Origin of the sequence: Streptomyces sp. NPDC048291 (assembly GCF_043201715.1) — a bacterium.
Classification (GTDB): domain Bacteria; phylum Actinomycetota; class Actinomycetes; order Streptomycetales; family Streptomycetaceae; genus Streptomyces.
Window position 1 is genome coordinate 53,929 of the sequence record NZ_JBICZC010000012.1, and the last position, 14,713, is coordinate 68,641.

At 73.2% G+C, this 14,713-nt stretch carries 16 protein-coding genes; 8 read left to right on the forward strand and 8 right to left on the reverse strand.

Annotation, left to right across the window (positions count from 1 at the left end; genetic code table 11):
• Nucleotides 1-5: 5 nt before the first annotated feature.
• The 3 genes from ACGF5O_RS30935 to ACGF5O_RS30945 form a co-directional block, all read right to left on the reverse strand.
• Nucleotides 6-1,028 (reverse strand): glutathione S-transferase family protein, encoded by a 1,023-nt coding sequence (locus ACGF5O_RS30935; protein ID WP_393813176.1) that lies wholly within the window; start codon nucleotides 1,026-1,028, stop codon nucleotides 6-8.
• A 317-nt stretch (nucleotides 1,029-1,345) separates the two neighbouring features.
• A complete protein-coding gene (locus ACGF5O_RS30940) occupies nucleotides 1,346-1,786 on the reverse strand; it encodes a nitroreductase family deazaflavin-dependent oxidoreductase (RefSeq protein WP_393813177.1) in 441 nt (146 codons plus the stop codon).
• 132 nt (nucleotides 1,787-1,918) lie between these two features.
• A complete protein-coding gene (locus ACGF5O_RS30945) occupies nucleotides 1,919-2,542 on the reverse strand; it encodes a LysE family transporter (RefSeq protein ID WP_393813178.1) in 624 nt (207 codons plus the stop codon).
• 293 nt (nucleotides 2,543-2,835) lie between these two features.
• Here ACGF5O_RS30945 and ACGF5O_RS30950 point away from each other — a divergent pair, with 293 nt between their 5' ends.
• A complete protein-coding gene (locus tag ACGF5O_RS30950) occupies nucleotides 2,836-4,077 on the forward strand; it encodes a cytochrome P450 (RefSeq protein WP_393813179.1) in 1,242 nt (413 codons plus the stop codon).
• A 12-nt stretch (nucleotides 4,078-4,089) separates the two neighbouring features.
• A complete protein-coding gene (locus ACGF5O_RS30955; protein WP_133022756.1) occupies nucleotides 4,090-4,290 on the forward strand; it encodes a ferredoxin in 201 nt (66 codons plus the stop codon).
• Nucleotides 4,291-4,311: 21 nt separating this feature from the next.
• Here the strand turns inward: ACGF5O_RS30955 and ACGF5O_RS30960 are convergent, their stop codons facing one another.
• Complete coding sequence (locus ACGF5O_RS30960; RefSeq protein ID WP_393813180.1) at nucleotides 4,312-5,196, reverse strand: sigma-70 family RNA polymerase sigma factor; 885 nt, start codon at nucleotides 5,194-5,196, stop codon at nucleotides 4,312-4,314.
• A gap of 69 nt (nucleotides 5,197-5,265) precedes the next feature.
• On the opposite strand from ACGF5O_RS30960, the gene ACGF5O_RS30965 reads away from it, so the two are divergent.
• Nucleotides 5,266-5,943, forward strand: a complete 678-nt coding sequence (locus ACGF5O_RS30965) for an FMN-dependent NADH-azoreductase (protein ID WP_393813181.1) — start codon at nucleotides 5,266-5,268, stop codon at nucleotides 5,941-5,943.
• A 2-nt stretch (nucleotides 5,944-5,945) separates the two neighbouring features.
• Here ACGF5O_RS30965 and ACGF5O_RS30970 read toward each other — a convergent pair whose 3' ends face one another.
• Nucleotides 5,946-6,497: a TetR/AcrR family transcriptional regulator gene (locus tag ACGF5O_RS30970; protein WP_393813182.1), complete on the reverse strand. Its 552-nt coding sequence runs from the start codon at nucleotides 6,495-6,497 to the stop codon at nucleotides 5,946-5,948.
• A gap of 107 nt (nucleotides 6,498-6,604) precedes the next feature.
• Between ACGF5O_RS30970 and ACGF5O_RS30975 the strand changes: the two genes are divergently transcribed.
• From ACGF5O_RS30975 to ACGF5O_RS30985, 3 genes are all read left to right on the forward strand, one after another.
• Nucleotides 6,605-7,063 (forward strand): DUF1348 family protein, encoded by a 459-nt coding sequence (locus ACGF5O_RS30975; RefSeq protein WP_393813183.1) that lies wholly within the window; start codon nucleotides 6,605-6,607, stop codon nucleotides 7,061-7,063.
• Nucleotides 7,064-7,083: 20 nt separating this feature from the next.
• Nucleotides 7,084-7,629: a flavoprotein gene (locus tag ACGF5O_RS30980; protein ID WP_393813184.1), complete on the forward strand. Its 546-nt coding sequence runs from the start codon at nucleotides 7,084-7,086 to the stop codon at nucleotides 7,627-7,629.
• Nucleotides 7,630-7,721: 92 nt separating this feature from the next.
• Nucleotides 7,722-8,690 (forward strand): aldo/keto reductase, encoded by a 969-nt coding sequence (locus ACGF5O_RS30985; protein WP_393813185.1) that lies wholly within the window; start codon nucleotides 7,722-7,724, stop codon nucleotides 8,688-8,690.
• Nucleotides 8,691-8,750: 60 nt separating this feature from the next.
• Here the strand turns inward: ACGF5O_RS30985 and ACGF5O_RS30990 are convergent, their stop codons facing one another.
• The gene (locus ACGF5O_RS30990) at nucleotides 8,751-9,533 is read right to left on the reverse strand and encodes a phytanoyl-CoA dioxygenase family protein (protein ID WP_393813186.1); all 783 of its coding nucleotides are present in this window, start codon (nucleotides 9,531-9,533) and stop codon (nucleotides 8,751-8,753) included.
• A 69-nt stretch (nucleotides 9,534-9,602) separates the two neighbouring features.
• Here ACGF5O_RS30990 and ACGF5O_RS30995 point away from each other — a divergent pair, with 69 nt between their 5' ends.
• Both ACGF5O_RS30995 and ACGF5O_RS31000 read left to right on the forward strand, forming a co-directional pair.
• A complete protein-coding gene (locus ACGF5O_RS30995) occupies nucleotides 9,603-10,529 on the forward strand; it encodes a helix-turn-helix domain-containing protein (RefSeq protein ID WP_393813187.1) in 927 nt (308 codons plus the stop codon).
• Between the two features lie 415 nt (nucleotides 10,530-10,944).
• On the forward strand, nucleotides 10,945-12,804 hold the full coding sequence (locus ACGF5O_RS31000) for an RICIN domain-containing protein (protein WP_393813188.1): 1,860 nt from the start codon (nucleotides 10,945-10,947) through the stop codon (nucleotides 12,802-12,804).
• 12 nt (nucleotides 12,805-12,816) lie between these two features.
• Here ACGF5O_RS31000 and ACGF5O_RS31005 read toward each other — a convergent pair whose 3' ends face one another.
• Nucleotides 12,817-13,305: a universal stress protein gene (locus ACGF5O_RS31005; RefSeq protein WP_393813490.1), complete on the reverse strand. Its 489-nt coding sequence runs from the start codon at nucleotides 13,303-13,305 to the stop codon at nucleotides 12,817-12,819.
• Between the two features lie 86 nt (nucleotides 13,306-13,391).
• Nucleotides 13,392-14,651 (reverse strand): arsenic transporter, encoded by a 1,260-nt coding sequence (locus tag ACGF5O_RS31010; RefSeq protein ID WP_393813491.1) that lies wholly within the window; start codon nucleotides 14,649-14,651, stop codon nucleotides 13,392-13,394.
• Nucleotides 14,652-14,713 lie beyond the last annotated feature (62 nt).

A 14,713-nucleotide genomic window follows, 5' to 3' on the forward strand; every position in this document is an offset into this window, starting at 1 on the left:
CGTTCTCAGGGCCGCCCCGCGACCGCGACCTCCTCGGCCGCCCGCACCGGGCCCGGCGGCGTCCCGTCCCCGAAGGGCCGGCCGCCGAGCCGCTCCCGGTGATGGGGCGTCAGCCACCCGGCGGAATCCGGGCCGAGGGGCACGATACGGGTCGGGTTGATCCCGGTGTGGACCTGGTAGTAGTGCCGCTTGATGTGGTCGAAGTCGACGGTGTCACCGAATCCCGGCGTCTGGTAGAGGTCCCTGGCGTACGCCCACAGCACCGGGCTCTCCGTGAGCTTGTACCGGTTGCACTTGAAGTGGCCGTGGTAGACGGCGTCGAACCGCACCAGCGTGGTGAACAGCCGGATGTCGGCCTCCGTGATCGTGTCCCCGACCAGGTAGCGCTGCCCGGCCAGCCGCCCGGCGAGCAGCTCCAGCCGCCGGAACACGCCGGCGCACGCCTCCTCGTACGTCTGCTGGTCGTGGGCGAACCCGGCCCGGTAGACCCCGTTGTTGACGTCCTCGTACACCCCCGCCACCACCGCGTCGATCTCGTCCCGGTGCCGTACCGGGTAGAGGTCCGGCGCCCCCGCCCGGTGCAGCGCCGTCCACTCGGTGGCCAGGTCCACTGTCAGCCGCTGGTAGTCGTTGGTGACCAGCTTCCCGCTCGGCACGTCCACGACCGCGGGCACGCTCACCCCGCCCGGGTAGCCGGTCTCGCGCCGGTCGTAGGCCTCGCTGAGGTACCGGATGCCGAGCACCGGGTCACGGCCGCCGGGGTCGAGGGTGAACCGCCAGCTGCGGTCGTCCTGGATCGGGTCGGTGACGGCGAGGGACAGGGCGTCCTCCAGGCCGAGCAGCCGCCGGGAGATCACCGCCCGGCTCGCCCACGGGCAGGCACGGCTGACCACCAGCCGGTAGCGCCCGGCGGCCACCGGCCAGCCGTCCCGTCCGTCCGCGGTGATCCGGTCCCCGAAGTGGCTGGGGGACCGGTCGAAAGCCTTGTGTCCCAGCGCGCTGTTGCCGTCGCCGGCGTCGTCGCTCATGCGTCCTCCTTGTCGCGGGCCGCCCTACGGTCGACCGGGAGCCCTGAGGGAATGCGTTCCCGGGAGACCGGCGCGGCGGCACCTGAGGCAGAAGCGGTCGGAGCAGAAGGGGCCGAAGGCCGACCGTCGCCGTCCGAGGCACATGAAAGCCCCGCCGCGACGGGGGAACGCGGCGGGGCCTGATATTCGGCTGCCCGGCACGAAGCCGGTTCATGCCTCCCCGAAACAGATTTTTCTAAATTCCGCCGGTCCCCGGCCGGAATGAATTCCCGGAATCATCAGTTCCCCGGTTCCGGTTCCGGCCGCTCCGGATCCGGTTACTTGGGTTCCAGCACGAACACCGGGATTTCCCGGGTGGTCTTCGTCTGGTACTCCGCGTACGGCGGGTATGCGGCGACGGCCCGCTCCCACCACTCGGCCTTCTCCGTGCCGGTGACCTCGCGGGCGGTCATGTCCTGCTTGACCTGCCCGTCCTGGAGCTCGACGACCGGATGCGACTTCACGTTGAAATACCAGACCGGGTGTTTGGGCGCGCCGCCCTGCGAGGCGACCACGGCGTACGTCCCGTCGTGCTCCACGCGCATCAGCGGCGTCTTGCGGATCTTCCCGCTCTTCACCCCCAGGGTGGTGAGCAGGATGACGGGCATCCCCGTGTCCATCAGAGTCGTGCCCTCCTTCCCGCCCGAGCTCTCGTACAACTCGACCTGCTCGCGCACCCAGGCGGTCGGGCTGGGCTCGTACTCGCCCTCAAGAGGCATGAGGTCCGTCCCCTCGTCGGTTCCAGGATTGACGACATGATTCAACACGCGAAGTGCCCCGGATCATCCGCACGACACCGGTCGGGTGACGGGATCTCGCCCGTGTCCCGAGCGCACCGGACGCCGGCCCGGTCACAGCACGATCCGGGCCGCCAGCCCCAGCATCACGCAGCTCGACAGCAGCGCCGTCAGCAGGCGCCCCCGGTGACCGGTCAGGCCGCGGCCGAGCAGCGCCCCGCCGCCCGCCAGCAGGAGTTGCCAGCTCGCGGACGCGGCGAAGGCCGCGAGGACGAAGACACCCTGCTCCAGCGGCCGGACCGCCTCGGCGGAACGCGTGCCGACCACCAGGGCGGCGAAATAGATCACCGTGGTGGGGTTGAGCAGTGTGATCCCGAGGAGGCCGAGATACGCCCGTCCGGGGCCGGGTACCGGCCGCTCGGCCCGGGTCGCGAGCCGCCGCTCGCGGTACTGGCGCAGCGCGACCGCCGCACCGCGCACGGCGAGTCCCACCAGCACCAGCGCCGACGCCAGCCGCAGCGGTCCGAGGACCGGTACCAGCGCCGCCGCGAGCGCGGCACCGCCGACCGTGGCCAGCAGGGCGTACAGGCCGTCGGCGCTGGCCACGCCGAGCGCGGCGCAGGCGCCGGTCCGCAGTGACGTACGGGCCGTGAGGGACACTAGATATGTGCCGACCGCACCGACCGGGACGGCGATCCCGTACCCGGCGAGCAGGCCGGCGACGAGCGCGGCCGTCACGCGCGTGCGGGCTCGGGCCTCCGGGGACGCCCCGGCTGCTGCTGGACCCGCACCCGACGGAAGGTCGCGGTGGTCAGCGGCACGATGGCGGCAGGAGAGTTCATGCGCAGATCCTGGGGCCCGCGTCGCCGCACCGGCAAGCGAATTTCGGCGCGGAATCGACCCCCGACCGAACGCGGTTCGGCCAGATCATCCGCTGCGGCGATCTGGCCGAACTTCCGGTCGCCCCTTAGGTGCCCCGAGCATCTAATGAAGATCGGCACGACGTACGACACTCGTCTGCGAGGTCTTCCATGAAAGAACTGACGGACCTGACGGAACCCACTTCTCCCGGCGGCCTGGCCGACCCCGTGGCCTGGCCGCAGAACCGCACGTGCCCCTACCACCCGCCCACCGGCTACGAACCGCTGCGCGACGACACCCCGCTGTCCCGTATCCGTCTCTACGACGGCCGCACCGCCTGGGCGGTCACCGGCCACGGCGCGGCCCGGGCGCTGCTCGCCGACCCCCGGCTCTCCAGCGACCGCCGGCGGGAGGACTTCCCGATGCCGAACGCCCGGTTCGCGGCGGCCCGGGAACGCCGCCAGGTCGCCCTGCTCGGCCTCGACGACCCCGAGCACCAGACCCAGCGCCGGATGCTGATCCCGGACTTCACCCTCAAACGGGCGACCGTGATGAGGCCTGCCATCCAGCGGATCGTCGACGAGCTGCTCGACAAGATGATCGCTGCGGGGCCGCCCGCCGACCTGGTGACCTCCTTCGCGCTGCCCGTGCCGTCCATGGTCATCTGCGACCTGCTCGGTGTGCCCTACGCCGACCACGAGTTCTTCGAGGCGCAGTCCCGGCGGCTGCTGCGCGGTCCGGCGCCCGCCGACTCCCTGGACGCCCGCGACCGGCTGGAGGCCTATCTGGGCGACCTGGCCGACCGCAAGAGCCGGGACGAGGCGCCCGGCGACGGCGTCCTCGACGACCTCGTCCACGAGCGGCTGCGGGACGGTGCCCTGGACCGCGCGGAGGTCGTCTCACTGGCCCTCATCCTGCTGGTCGCCGGGCATGAGACCACCGCCAACATGATCTCGCTGGGCACCTTCACCCTGCTCCAGCAGCCTGAGCGGCTCGCCGAGCTGCGCGCCGACCCCGGGCTGGTGCCCGCCGCCGTCGAGGAACTGATGCGGATGCTGTCCATCGCCGACGGGCTGCTGCGCGTCGCCCTGGAGGACATCGAGATGGACGGCGCGACCATCCGCAAGGGCGACGGCGTGCTCTTCGCGACCTCGGTCATCAACCGCGACGAGTCCGTGTACGACGACCCCGACACCCTCGACTGGCACCGCCCGGCCCGCCACCACGTGGCCTTCGGCTTCGGCATCCACCAGTGCCTGGGCCAGAACCTGGCCCGCACCGAACTGGAGATCGCCCTGCGCACCCTGTGGGAGCGGCTCCCGGACCTGCGGCTCGCCGCACCGCCGGAGGAGATTCCCTTCAAACCCGGCGACACGATCCAGGGGATGCTGGAACTCCCCGTGACCTGGTAAGAGGCTCCTGCCATGCACATCGAGATCGACACGGACGTCTGCATCGGCGCGGGGCAGTGCGCCCTCACCGCCCCGAACGTCTTCACCCAGGACGACGACGGCTTCAGCGCCCTGCTCCCCGGCAAGGAGGACGGCGGCGGCGACCCGCTGGTCAAGGAGGCGGCCCGGGCCTGCCCGGTGCACGCCATCACGGTCAAGGAACCGACGGGCTGAGGCCTGCTCCCCGGACCGGCCTCAGACAGTCGCCGGCACGTCGAGCACCGCCACTTCCAGCCGCCCCAGCCGCACCGGGTCGGCGACCACCTCGTACGCCGCCACCCGGTCGCCCTCGACGGTGAACCGCAGGACGTACCGCAGCCGTCCGCGCGGGGCGACGACGAGGCCGACCCGCCCGTCCACCAGGGCCGGTACGGCCAACCGGGCACGTTCGCGCAGCAGCACCGTGCCCTCCGCCACCGCCCGCGCGCCCCGCAGCTCCGCCGCCACCCCCGGCGGCAGGGTTGCGGGGTCGGCGTGCCGGACCACGTCCGGGGCGAGCAGGCCGAGCAGCGCGCCCAGGTCACCGCCCCGGGCGGCGGCCAGGAACGCCTCCACGACCCCGCGGTGCCGGTCCTGCTCGGCGGCGGGCAGCGCGGGCGTGCCGCGGACCTTGTGCCGGGCCCGGCTGGCGAGCTTCTTCGCGGCGGGCAGTGAACGGTCGGTGATCGCCGCGATCCGCTCGAACGGCACCCCGAAGAGATCGTGCAGCACGAACGCCACCCGCTCGGCCGGGCTCAGCGTCTCCAGCACCACCAGCAGGGCGAGCCCCACCGACTCGGCCAGCACGGCCTCCTCCTCGGGCCCGTCGCCGGCCGCGGGTTCCGGGAGTTGGCCGCCGTACGGCTCCTCGCGGTGCGCGGTGCGGGCGCGCAGCAGGTCCAGGCAGATGCGGGAGACGACCGTCGTCAGCCAGGCGGTGAGGTTGCCGATGCCGGTGCCGCCCGCGCGGCTCAGCCGCAGCCAGGCCTCCTGGACCGCGTCCTCGGCGTCCCCGGCCGAGCCCAGCATGCGGTAGGCGATGGCCCGCAGCCGTGCGCGCCGCGCCTCGAACTCCGCCGCCAGCTCGTCGTGCCGGTCCATGGGGTCACCTTTCCGTTCCGTACTCCGTCACCCCGTCGACGTATCCGGACCGACCGAGGTGACCACCCCATGCTGCTGCACATCGACTCCAGCGCCGACGCGACCGCCGACTCCGTGACCAGGCGCCTGACCGCGGACTTCGCCCGCGCCTGGCGCGCCGGGCACCCGGCGGGGGAGTACCGCCACCGCGACCTGACCGCCACCCCGGTGCCCCCGCTCACCGGCGCCTACACCACCCTGGGGCGCCGGGTGGAGCGCGAGGGATTCGTGCCGCCCGCCAAGGTGCCCGCGCTGATCGAGAGCCGGGCGGAGGCCCGCGAGTGGGAACTGACCCTGCCCCTGATCGCCGAGCTGGCCGCCGCGGACACGGTGCTGCTCGGCGTCCCCATGTACAACTTCGCGGTGCCCGCGGCCCTCAAGGCGTGGATCGACCGGGTGACCTTCCCCGGCGCCTTCACCCACCCGGACACGGGGGAGAGTCTGCTGTCCGCCACCCGGGTGGTGGCCGTCCTGGCGCGGGGCGGTGCCTACGGCCCGGAGACCGGCCGGGCGGACCTGGACTTCCAGCTGCCGTACCTGACGGCCTGGACGGCCCGGCTCGGCGTCCGGCCCGAGCACCTCCACCCGGTGGCCGCCGAGCTGACCCGCGTCGACGTGCTGCCCTTCCTGGCCGGGCAGGAGGAGGAAGCCGCCGCCTCCCTCGCCGGGGCCCGCACCGCCCTCTCCCGGCTGGCCGCCGTGGCCTGACCTCAGCCGGCGCGCAGCAGCGCCCGGGCCGCCGCGCGGGCCTCCGCCGCGGGCTCCGTGCTCCCGGTGACGCCCGCGGTGACCATCGCCCCCTCGGCGAGCAGGAACAGCGGCCCGGTCAGCGCGGCGTCCAGCCCGGCGTCGGCCACCAGCTCCGCGAGGTAGTCCCGGAACGCCCGCTTGTGGCCCCGCACCTGGGCCTCCACCGACGGGGAGGTGGCGCCGAGCTCGCCGTACGCGTTGATCCACGCGCACCCCCGGAAGTCCGCCTCCCCGAACCACCCCTCCAGCCAGTCGAACACGGCGAGCAGCCGCTCGCGGGGGTCCTCGTGCGGCCGGACGTACTCGGCGAGGCGCTGCCGCCAGCGCACGTCCCGCCGTTCCAGATAGGCCTCCACGAGCTGCTCCTTCGCGGGGAAGAGCTGGTAGAGCCGCTTCAGGGAGACGCCGGAGGCGCCGCGTATGTCGTCCATCCCGACGGACTGCACCCCGCGCCCGTAGAACAGCCGCTCGGCGGCGTCCAGAGCCTGCTCACGCGCGACCGCGCTGTCCATGGGTCACTCCTTGACGAGAGAACGTACGTTCTCCTAGGGTAGCAGCGACCGGGAGAACGCACGTTCTCCCTTTGAGCCCTTCGAACCCTTCGAATGAGGAGGAGACCATGGCCGACCGCCCGCCCCTGCCGCCCTTCACCCGGGAGACCGCACTCCAGAAGGTCCAGGCCGCCGAGGACGCCTGGAACACCCGCGACCCCGAACGCGTCGCGCTCGCCTACTCCGAGGACTCGGTCTGGCGCAACCGCGGCACCTTCGTCACCGGCCGGGCCGCGATCGTCGAGTTCCTCACCGCGAAGTGGGCCCGCGAACTCGACTACGCGCTCCGCAAGGACCTGTGGGCCTTCGACGGCGACCGCATCGCGGTCCGCTTCCAGTACGAGTGCCACGACGCGGACGGCCGGTGGTGGCGTTCGTACGGCAACGAGCTCTGGGAGTTCGACGGGCACGGACTCATGACCCGGCGCGAGGCCAGCATCAACGACGTGCCGATCGAGGAGCACGAGCGCCGGATCCACGGTCCGCGCCCGGAGTCCGAGCGGGGCCTGTCCTTCCCGCTCCGGTAGCCCCCGCATAGGGTTCCCGGATGACCGACGAGCCCCGCAAGCCCTTCCTCTACCTGGTCGTCTGCGCCGCCGGTGTCGCCGCCGGCGTCGGCAGGCTCATCACCGCGGCCCAGGGCCGCGGCTGGGAGGTCGGGGTCATCGCCACACCCGTCGCCATGAACGGCTTCTTCGACACCGCCGAGGCGGAGGCGCGCACCGGCCGTCCGATCCGGTCGGCCTGGCGCCGCCCCTCCGACCCGCGCCCCTTCCCCGCGCCGGACGCCGTGGTCGTCGCCCCGGCCACCTTCAACACCGTCAACAAGTGGGCCGCGGGTCTCGCCGACACCCTCGCCGTCGGCACCCTCTGCGAGGCCCTGGGGCTCGACGTCCCCATCGCCGTCCTGCCCTGCGTCGCCGGCGCGCTCGCCGCACACCCCGCCTACCAGGAGAGCCTGACCCGGCTGCGCACGCTCGGCGTCCGCTTCGCCGACCCCTACGCCGGCGAGCCCGAAACGGACGGCGGGCGCCCCGAGTTCTCCTGGGAACGCGCGCTGGACCTGCTGGACGGCCCGGACGGCGTCCGATAACCACCGCCGGCCACCGCCACGACAGGAGACCGGCGGGCCGGCCGACGTACGCTCGCCTCTGTACGACGTGATCTCGACGGTGGGAGACAACGATGGAGTACGTGAAGCTCGGCCGCACCGGTATGGACGTGTCCCGGATCTGCCTCGGCTGCATGACCTACGGCCTGCCCGACCGCGGCACCCACGAGTGGACCCTCGACGAGGAGGCGTCCCGCCCGCTGATCCGGCAGGCGCTCGAGGCCGGCATCAACTTCTTCGACACCGCCAACGTCTACTCCGACGGCACCAGCGAGGAGATCGTCGGGAAGGCGCTGCGCGACTTCGCCCGGCGCGACGAGATCGTCCTCGCCACCAAGGTGCACGGCCGGATGCGCCCCGGCCCCAACGGCGGCGGGCTGTCCCGCAAGGCGATCCTCACCGAGATCGACCACAGCCTCAGCCGTCTCGGCACCGACTACGTCGACCTCTACCAGATCCACCGCTACGATCACGCCACCCCGGTCGAGGAGACGATGGAGGCCCTGCACGACGTCGTCAAGGCCGGCAAGGCCCGCTACATCGGGGCGAGTTCGATGTACGCCTGGGAGTTCTCCAAGGCCCAGTACACGGCCGAGCGGCACGGCTGGACCAAGTTCGTCTCCATGCAGAACCACTACAACCTCCTCTACCGCGAGGAGGAGCGCGAGATGCTGCCGCTCTGCGCCGACCAGGGCGTGGGCGTGCTGCCGTGGAGCCCGCTGGCCCGGGGCCGCCTCACCCGCGACTGGGGCACGGTCACCGAGCGCAGCTCCACGGACAACTTCGGCAACCGCCTCTACCAGGAGGGCGACCGCGCGATCGTCGAGGCGGTCACCCGCATCGCCGCCGATCGGGGCGTCCCACGCGCCCAGGTGGCCCTGTCCTGGCTCCTCCACCAGCACACGGTGACCGCCCCGATCATCGGCGCGTCAAAGCCGAACCACATCGAGGACGCCGTGGCAGCGGTGGAGCTGGCCCTCAGCGACAAGGAGCTCGAAGAGCTGGAACAGCCCTACGGCCCCCATCCGATCTCCGGCCACTGAAACGCGCCCTCTTGGGGGCGCGGGGAACTGCGCGACCAGCCCCCACCCACCCGCACCGACTCACAACCGCTCGGTCCCGCACGGACCACCCCCTTCGCTCTCCGCCAAGGGGACAGCTTCCCCACCCATGGACAACGTCCGGTAATACCCCCCGATCCGCTCCGCCGACCGCCCCACATAGTGGCCGATGAACGACCGCCGAAACCGCCCGGCGGAGCGATTGGGCCGGGACCCGTGCACCAGACTCCCGTTGAAGAACAGCACATCCCCCGGCCCCATATCGACCGGCACCGCCGTGAGCCCCTCCGGCGGTGCCACGTACTCCCGCGCGAACGACAGCCCCGCGTCCGACTCCTCCGGGCAGAACAGGTCCATCCGGTGCGTCCCCGGCACCACCTCGAGCCCGCCGTTCTCCCGGTCGATCGCCTCGCAGGCGACCCACGCGGCGACACACGTCCCCGGCTCCACCCGCAGGTAGAAGTTGTCCTGGTGCAGCGCCTGCCCCCGGGCCCCCGGCGGCTTGAAGTAGAACATGCTCTGCGCCGCCAGCACCTCCTCCCCGAACAGCGCCTCCAGAACCGCCCGGAGCCGCGCGTCCAGCAGGAACCGGCGCGCGAGCGCGCTGATCTCGTGGGGCTGCATCACCCGCGGATACCGGTGCAGCGGATCCCCGGACGGCCTCGGCTCGAAGTGCCCCGGCACCACCTGCCCCGCCGCGTGCAGCGCCGCGAACTCCGCGCACAGCCGGTCGATCTCGTCGTACCCGAACAACCCCCGTACGACGGTGAACCCGTCCTCCTCGAACTGCCGCAAGACGGTGGTGTCGATGCCCGTGGCTGTCATGCCCGCCCTCCTCGGTCCGGTGCCCTGGACCTGTCACGCTAGGCCGACGCACCCCCGGAGAGGATGCCCATGAGCGCTGCGGAGCTGCCCGGCACTGCTGTCCCGGCCCCGCCGCCGGGCATGGTCGTCACCGGCCGCTACGACGAGGGACCCGGCTACCGGGTCAACCGCCCCGAAGGGGCGAGCAGTTGGCTGCTCACCTGGACGACGGACGGCCACGGCCTGCTCCGGCAGGGGGAAGTGGAGACCCCGGCGGGCCCCGGCGACCTCGTCGTCCTCGCCCCCGGCGTCCCGCACAGCTACGCCGTCGGGCCGGACGCCCGCCGCTGGCGGTTCTGGTGGACCCACTGCCAGGTCCGCCCCCACTGGATGCCGTGGCTTGGCCCCCACGCCCTCGGCGACGGCGTGTACGCCGCCCGCGCCCTCGGCGACGGCGTGTACGCCGCCCGCGCCCCCGAGGGCACCCGCGACCGCATCGAGGCGGCCTTCCAGCGCGTGCTCGCCGACTCCCGCTGGACCGGCACCGGCGCGCCGCCCGGCCCGGCGCCGGGGGACGCCCCCGTCGCCGTCGCGCACGGCACCGCCGCACGCGAACTCGCCCTGTGCGCGCTGGAGGAGGCCGTCCTGCTCGCGACCGCCGGCGGCCACCCGACGGCGCCCGGCCGGGACGCCGGGGACGAGCGGGTACGCCGTGCCCAGAACCTGATCGCCGCCGACCCCGGCGCCCCGCACACGGTCCGCTCGCTCGCCGGGCGTGTCGCACTGTCGCCGTCCCGGTTCGCCCACCTTTTCACCGGTCGGACCGGCGTGCCGCCGATGCGCGCACTGCGCGAGGCGCGGCTGCGGCACGCGGCCCGGCTGCTGGAGAGCACCGACCTGACCGTCGAGCGGGTCGCCGCCGCGTCCGGATTTCCCAGCCCGTTCCACTTCAGCCGGGTTTTCCGAGAAAGATACGGTGTCCCGCCCGGCGCCTACCGCTCGGGTGAACGCCCTTAATCGGCCCGCCTATTGGTTCACGGACGCCGACGGCCTGGCGGCCTGCGCAGGTCGGGCCGTGGTTCAATGGTTGCCGCCGATACCGGGGCGGTCCGCCTCGAATCCCGGTGGCAATTGCGATGTCGATACGCCGACAAACCGCGGACTCCGGCATTGACGAATCGTCAAATTACCGCAGCCGTCGGGCAATGCGCAAAACCCCGAGATCTCTTGTTCTGCCCTGCTGGCCTGTGCAAAGGTGTGGCGTGTCGGCATGCGGACGGTTATTTTCGACCGCCGCGTGCGCGAGGCCGCTTCCGGCGCGCCGAACCCCCCCAACAAGCCCATCCGACCGAGTCGTCGGCCGGGTCGCATACCGGTCGCATACCAGACGGTATGGACCGAATCCCGCGTTGCGTCTGGAAGGAATGCAGTCGTGAATGACGCAGGCCTGGGGAATTCCCCTGCCCCCGCCCGGCCGTTCGACGTCACCGACGAACAGCTCAGCGCCGAGCTGAAGCAGTGGACGGGCTCGGCACCGGCCCTGCATCCCGTCGGTGAACTTCTCGACCGGCACTGGGAAGCGGCCTTCGCCTACGCCCGTCTGTGCACCGACGGGACGCGCGGCGCGGGAATGCTCACCACCGCAGCATTCACCAGACTCTTCGGTGAATCCCTCCGCCAGGCCGGCCCGACCGCCGCCTGGCGCCCCCAACTCCTTGTCACCGTCCGCCGTATCGCCGCCGAATGGGACAACGACGGGCGCGGTGAACTGCTCCACCCCGAACTGCGCGTCGGCAAGGGCGAACGGGCCGCCGCCCGGCTGCTCCCGCCCGCGAACCGGCGACTGCTCGCCCGCGCCTTCCAGCGGCTCACCCCGTCCTCGCGGACCGTGCTGTGGCACACCGAGGTCGAGTCCGAGCCGCTGGCGGCCCCCGCCGCACTGCTGGGCCTCGACGAGCAGGACGCGCACGTCGAACTGCGCCGGGCCCGCGAGCGGATGCGCGAGGAGTGCGTCCAGGTGCACCGCGAACTCGCCCACGAGGACGAGTGCCAGCGCTACGTCCGGATGATCGACGTGACCTTCCGGCGCGGCGGGGTCGACGTCGACCGGGACCTCCAGCAGCACCTGAACGGCTGCAAGCACTGCCGGTACACCGCCGACCAGCTCCACCAGTTCAACGGCGGCCTCGGCACCGCCCTCGCCGAGGCCGTGCTCGGCTGGGGCGCCCGCGCCTACATGGAGTCCCGGGCCGACCGGACCGGGGAGTCCGCCGAACCCGCGCCCACCTCCGTCGGGGGAATCGCGGGCGGCGAGGCGTTCGCGTCGCCCGCCGCCCCGGGCAAGGACCTGATCGTGCACCCGGCCGCCTCCCGCCGTGCCAAGCAGCGGGCCGCCCGCCGGGTGCGCCGCCGCAACCTCGCCGTGGCCGTCGGCACGGTGAGCGGCCTGGTCGTGCTGCCGCTGGTGCTGTGGTCGGTGCTCGGCTCCGGCGACGACGGCACCCCGGCCGCCGCCAAGCCGTCCGCCACGCCGGCCGGCTCCGCCACCTCGGGCCCGTCCTGGATCGGCACCAGCCGGACCACCCAGGGCACCCTGCGCGGCCGGCTGCACAACATCGCCTCCGGCCTCTGCATCGGCGTGGTCGGGAAGAAGGCCGTCAAGGGCGCCGAGACCGAACTCGCCGAGTGCTCCTCCACCGCCAGCCAGCAGTGGACGTACGAGGGCGACGGACTGCTGCGCAACGCCGCCGCCCCCAGCCTGTGCCTCGACTCGCACCTCGGCTACTCGGTCCGGCTCTCCCCGTGCGCGTCGACCGCCGGGACCAAGGCCAGGAGCGTCCACTACGACTTCACCCTGCAGGGCGCGCTGGTGCCCCGCTGGGACCAGGACCTGGCCCTCGCCCCGGCCGCCACCGACGGCGGCGGCGCGCTGGTGGTCAAGAACCGGACGAACGCCGGCGCCCAGCGCTGGGTGATGGACACCTCCCAGCCCGACCTGCAGATGCAGATCGTCAACTGGGACGCCGACACCACCCCGACGCCGACCCCGACCGCGTCCGCCGTCCCGACCACCAAGGCGGCGAAGCCCGCCACGCCGACGCCCACCCCGTCGGCGTCGCGGACGACCGCGCAGCCGACGCCGTCGAGCACCCCCGGCTACGACCCGTGCGTCGAGTACCCGGGCTACTGCTACGGCTCCGGGGACGGCCAGTACGGCGGCGGCTGGGGCGGCGGCTGGGGCGGCGGTGGCTACGGCGGCGGTTACGGCGGAGGGGGCTACCACGGGCACTGAGCCCGCGCGGACTCAGGGGTGCGGCGGCGGGGGCGGCATCGTCGTCAGGTCCGGCGCACCCTCCGGCCACACCAGCAGCACCGGGCAGGGCGCGTGGTCGACGACGAACCGCGCCGCCTTGCCCAGGCTGTGCGGCCCGAGCCGGGACCGGTCGCCGTCCCGGGCCAGCACCAGCAGACCGGCGTCGGCGGTGGCCGCCACCACCTCCCGTTCCACCCGGCCGACCCGCTCCAGCCGGGTGCACGGCCGCCCCAGCCGGGCCTCGGCCGCGTCCAGCAGCTCCGCCGCCGACGTCCCGCCGAGCTCGACCAGCCGCTGCTCCGGGTCCGGCTCCGAGCCGGCCCGGCCCAGCAGCCCCGCGAAGGCACCGTGCGCGAGCCCGGCCACCCCCGGCTCGGCCACGTGCAGCAGCACCACCTCGGACGCGTCCCGCGCATGATCGCGCGCCGCGTCCACACAGGCCGGCCAGGTCCCCTCGACCAGCCAGACGATCACCCGCATCTCCATGGCCTCCCAGCTGGATCCCGACCGGATCCCGATGGGATCCCGACCGGATTCCGTAGATCTGACTGGATCCCGGGGTCTGGCTAGACCCCGACCACCTGCAGCGCGCCCCACAGCGCCACCACCGCCCCGCACAGTGCGGCCGGCACCGCCAGCAGCCCCAGCCGGGTGAACTCCCCGAGGTCCACCCCGTGGTCGTGCTGGTGCACGATCCTGCGCCACAGCAGCGTCGCGAGCGACCCGGCGTACGTGAGGTTCGGTCCGATGTTCACCCCGAGCAGCACCGCCAGCACCGCGCCCGGCCCGGCCGGCGCGGCCAGCGGCAGCAGCACCAGCACCGCCGGCAGGTTGTTCACGATGTTCGCCAGGACGGCGGCGAGCACGGCGATGCCGAGCAGCGCCGGCAGCCCGGTCCCGCCCGGCAGCACATGGCCGAGGGCGTCAGCCAGTCCGTTGTCGACGACCGCCCGCACCACGATGCCGAGCGCCAGCACGAACGCCAGGAACGCCGGCGCCGCCGCCTTCACCACCGTCAGCGGGGTCGCCTTGCGACGCAGCAGCGCACGCCCGGCCAGCACCAGCGCACCCGCGCACGCCGCCCACGCCGGGTCGACGCCGACCGCCGAGGTGACCACGAACCCGGCGAGCGTGCAGGCCACCGTCACCAGCGCGAACACCGGCAGCCGGGGCGGCTCGCCGGGGTCCTGGGAGCCCGGGGCCGCCGAGGACAGGTCACGGGCGAAGAACCGCCGGAACACCAGGTACTCGGCGCCGATCGCCACCAGCCAGGGCAGCACCATCAGCGCCGCGAACCGGGTGAAGCTCAGCCCGCTCGCCGCGAACGCCAGCAGGTTCGTCAGGTTGGACACCGGCAGCAGCAGCGAGGCCGTGTTCGACAGGTGCGTACAGGCGTAGACGTGCGGTTTCGCCCGCACCCCTGACCGGGCCGCCGTCGCGAACACCACCGGCGTCAGCAGCACCACCGTCGCGTCCAGACTGAGCACCGCCGTGATCACCGACGCCAGCGCGAACACCGCGGTCAGCAGCCGCACCGGCCGGCCGCCCGACCACCGGGCCATCCACGCCCCGCAGGCCTGGAACAGGCCCTCCACGTCACAGAAGTGGGCCAGCACCAGGACCGCGGCGAGGAAACCGACCACCGGCCCCAGCTGCTCGGCCTCCGCCCGCGCGTGGTCGACGGAGATCGCCCCGGTGGCGATGACCAGCCCCGCCGCGGGTACGGCCAGCACCGCCTCCGGCCAGCCACGCGGCCGGATCACGGCCCAGGCCAGGACGGCGGCGAGCAGGAGGACGGACAGGGTCTCGGCGAGCGGGGTGTTCAGGGCGCGTCCCTCGGAGGCGTGATCAAGTACGGCCCGCCCATGAAAGCAGATGACGTCGGACG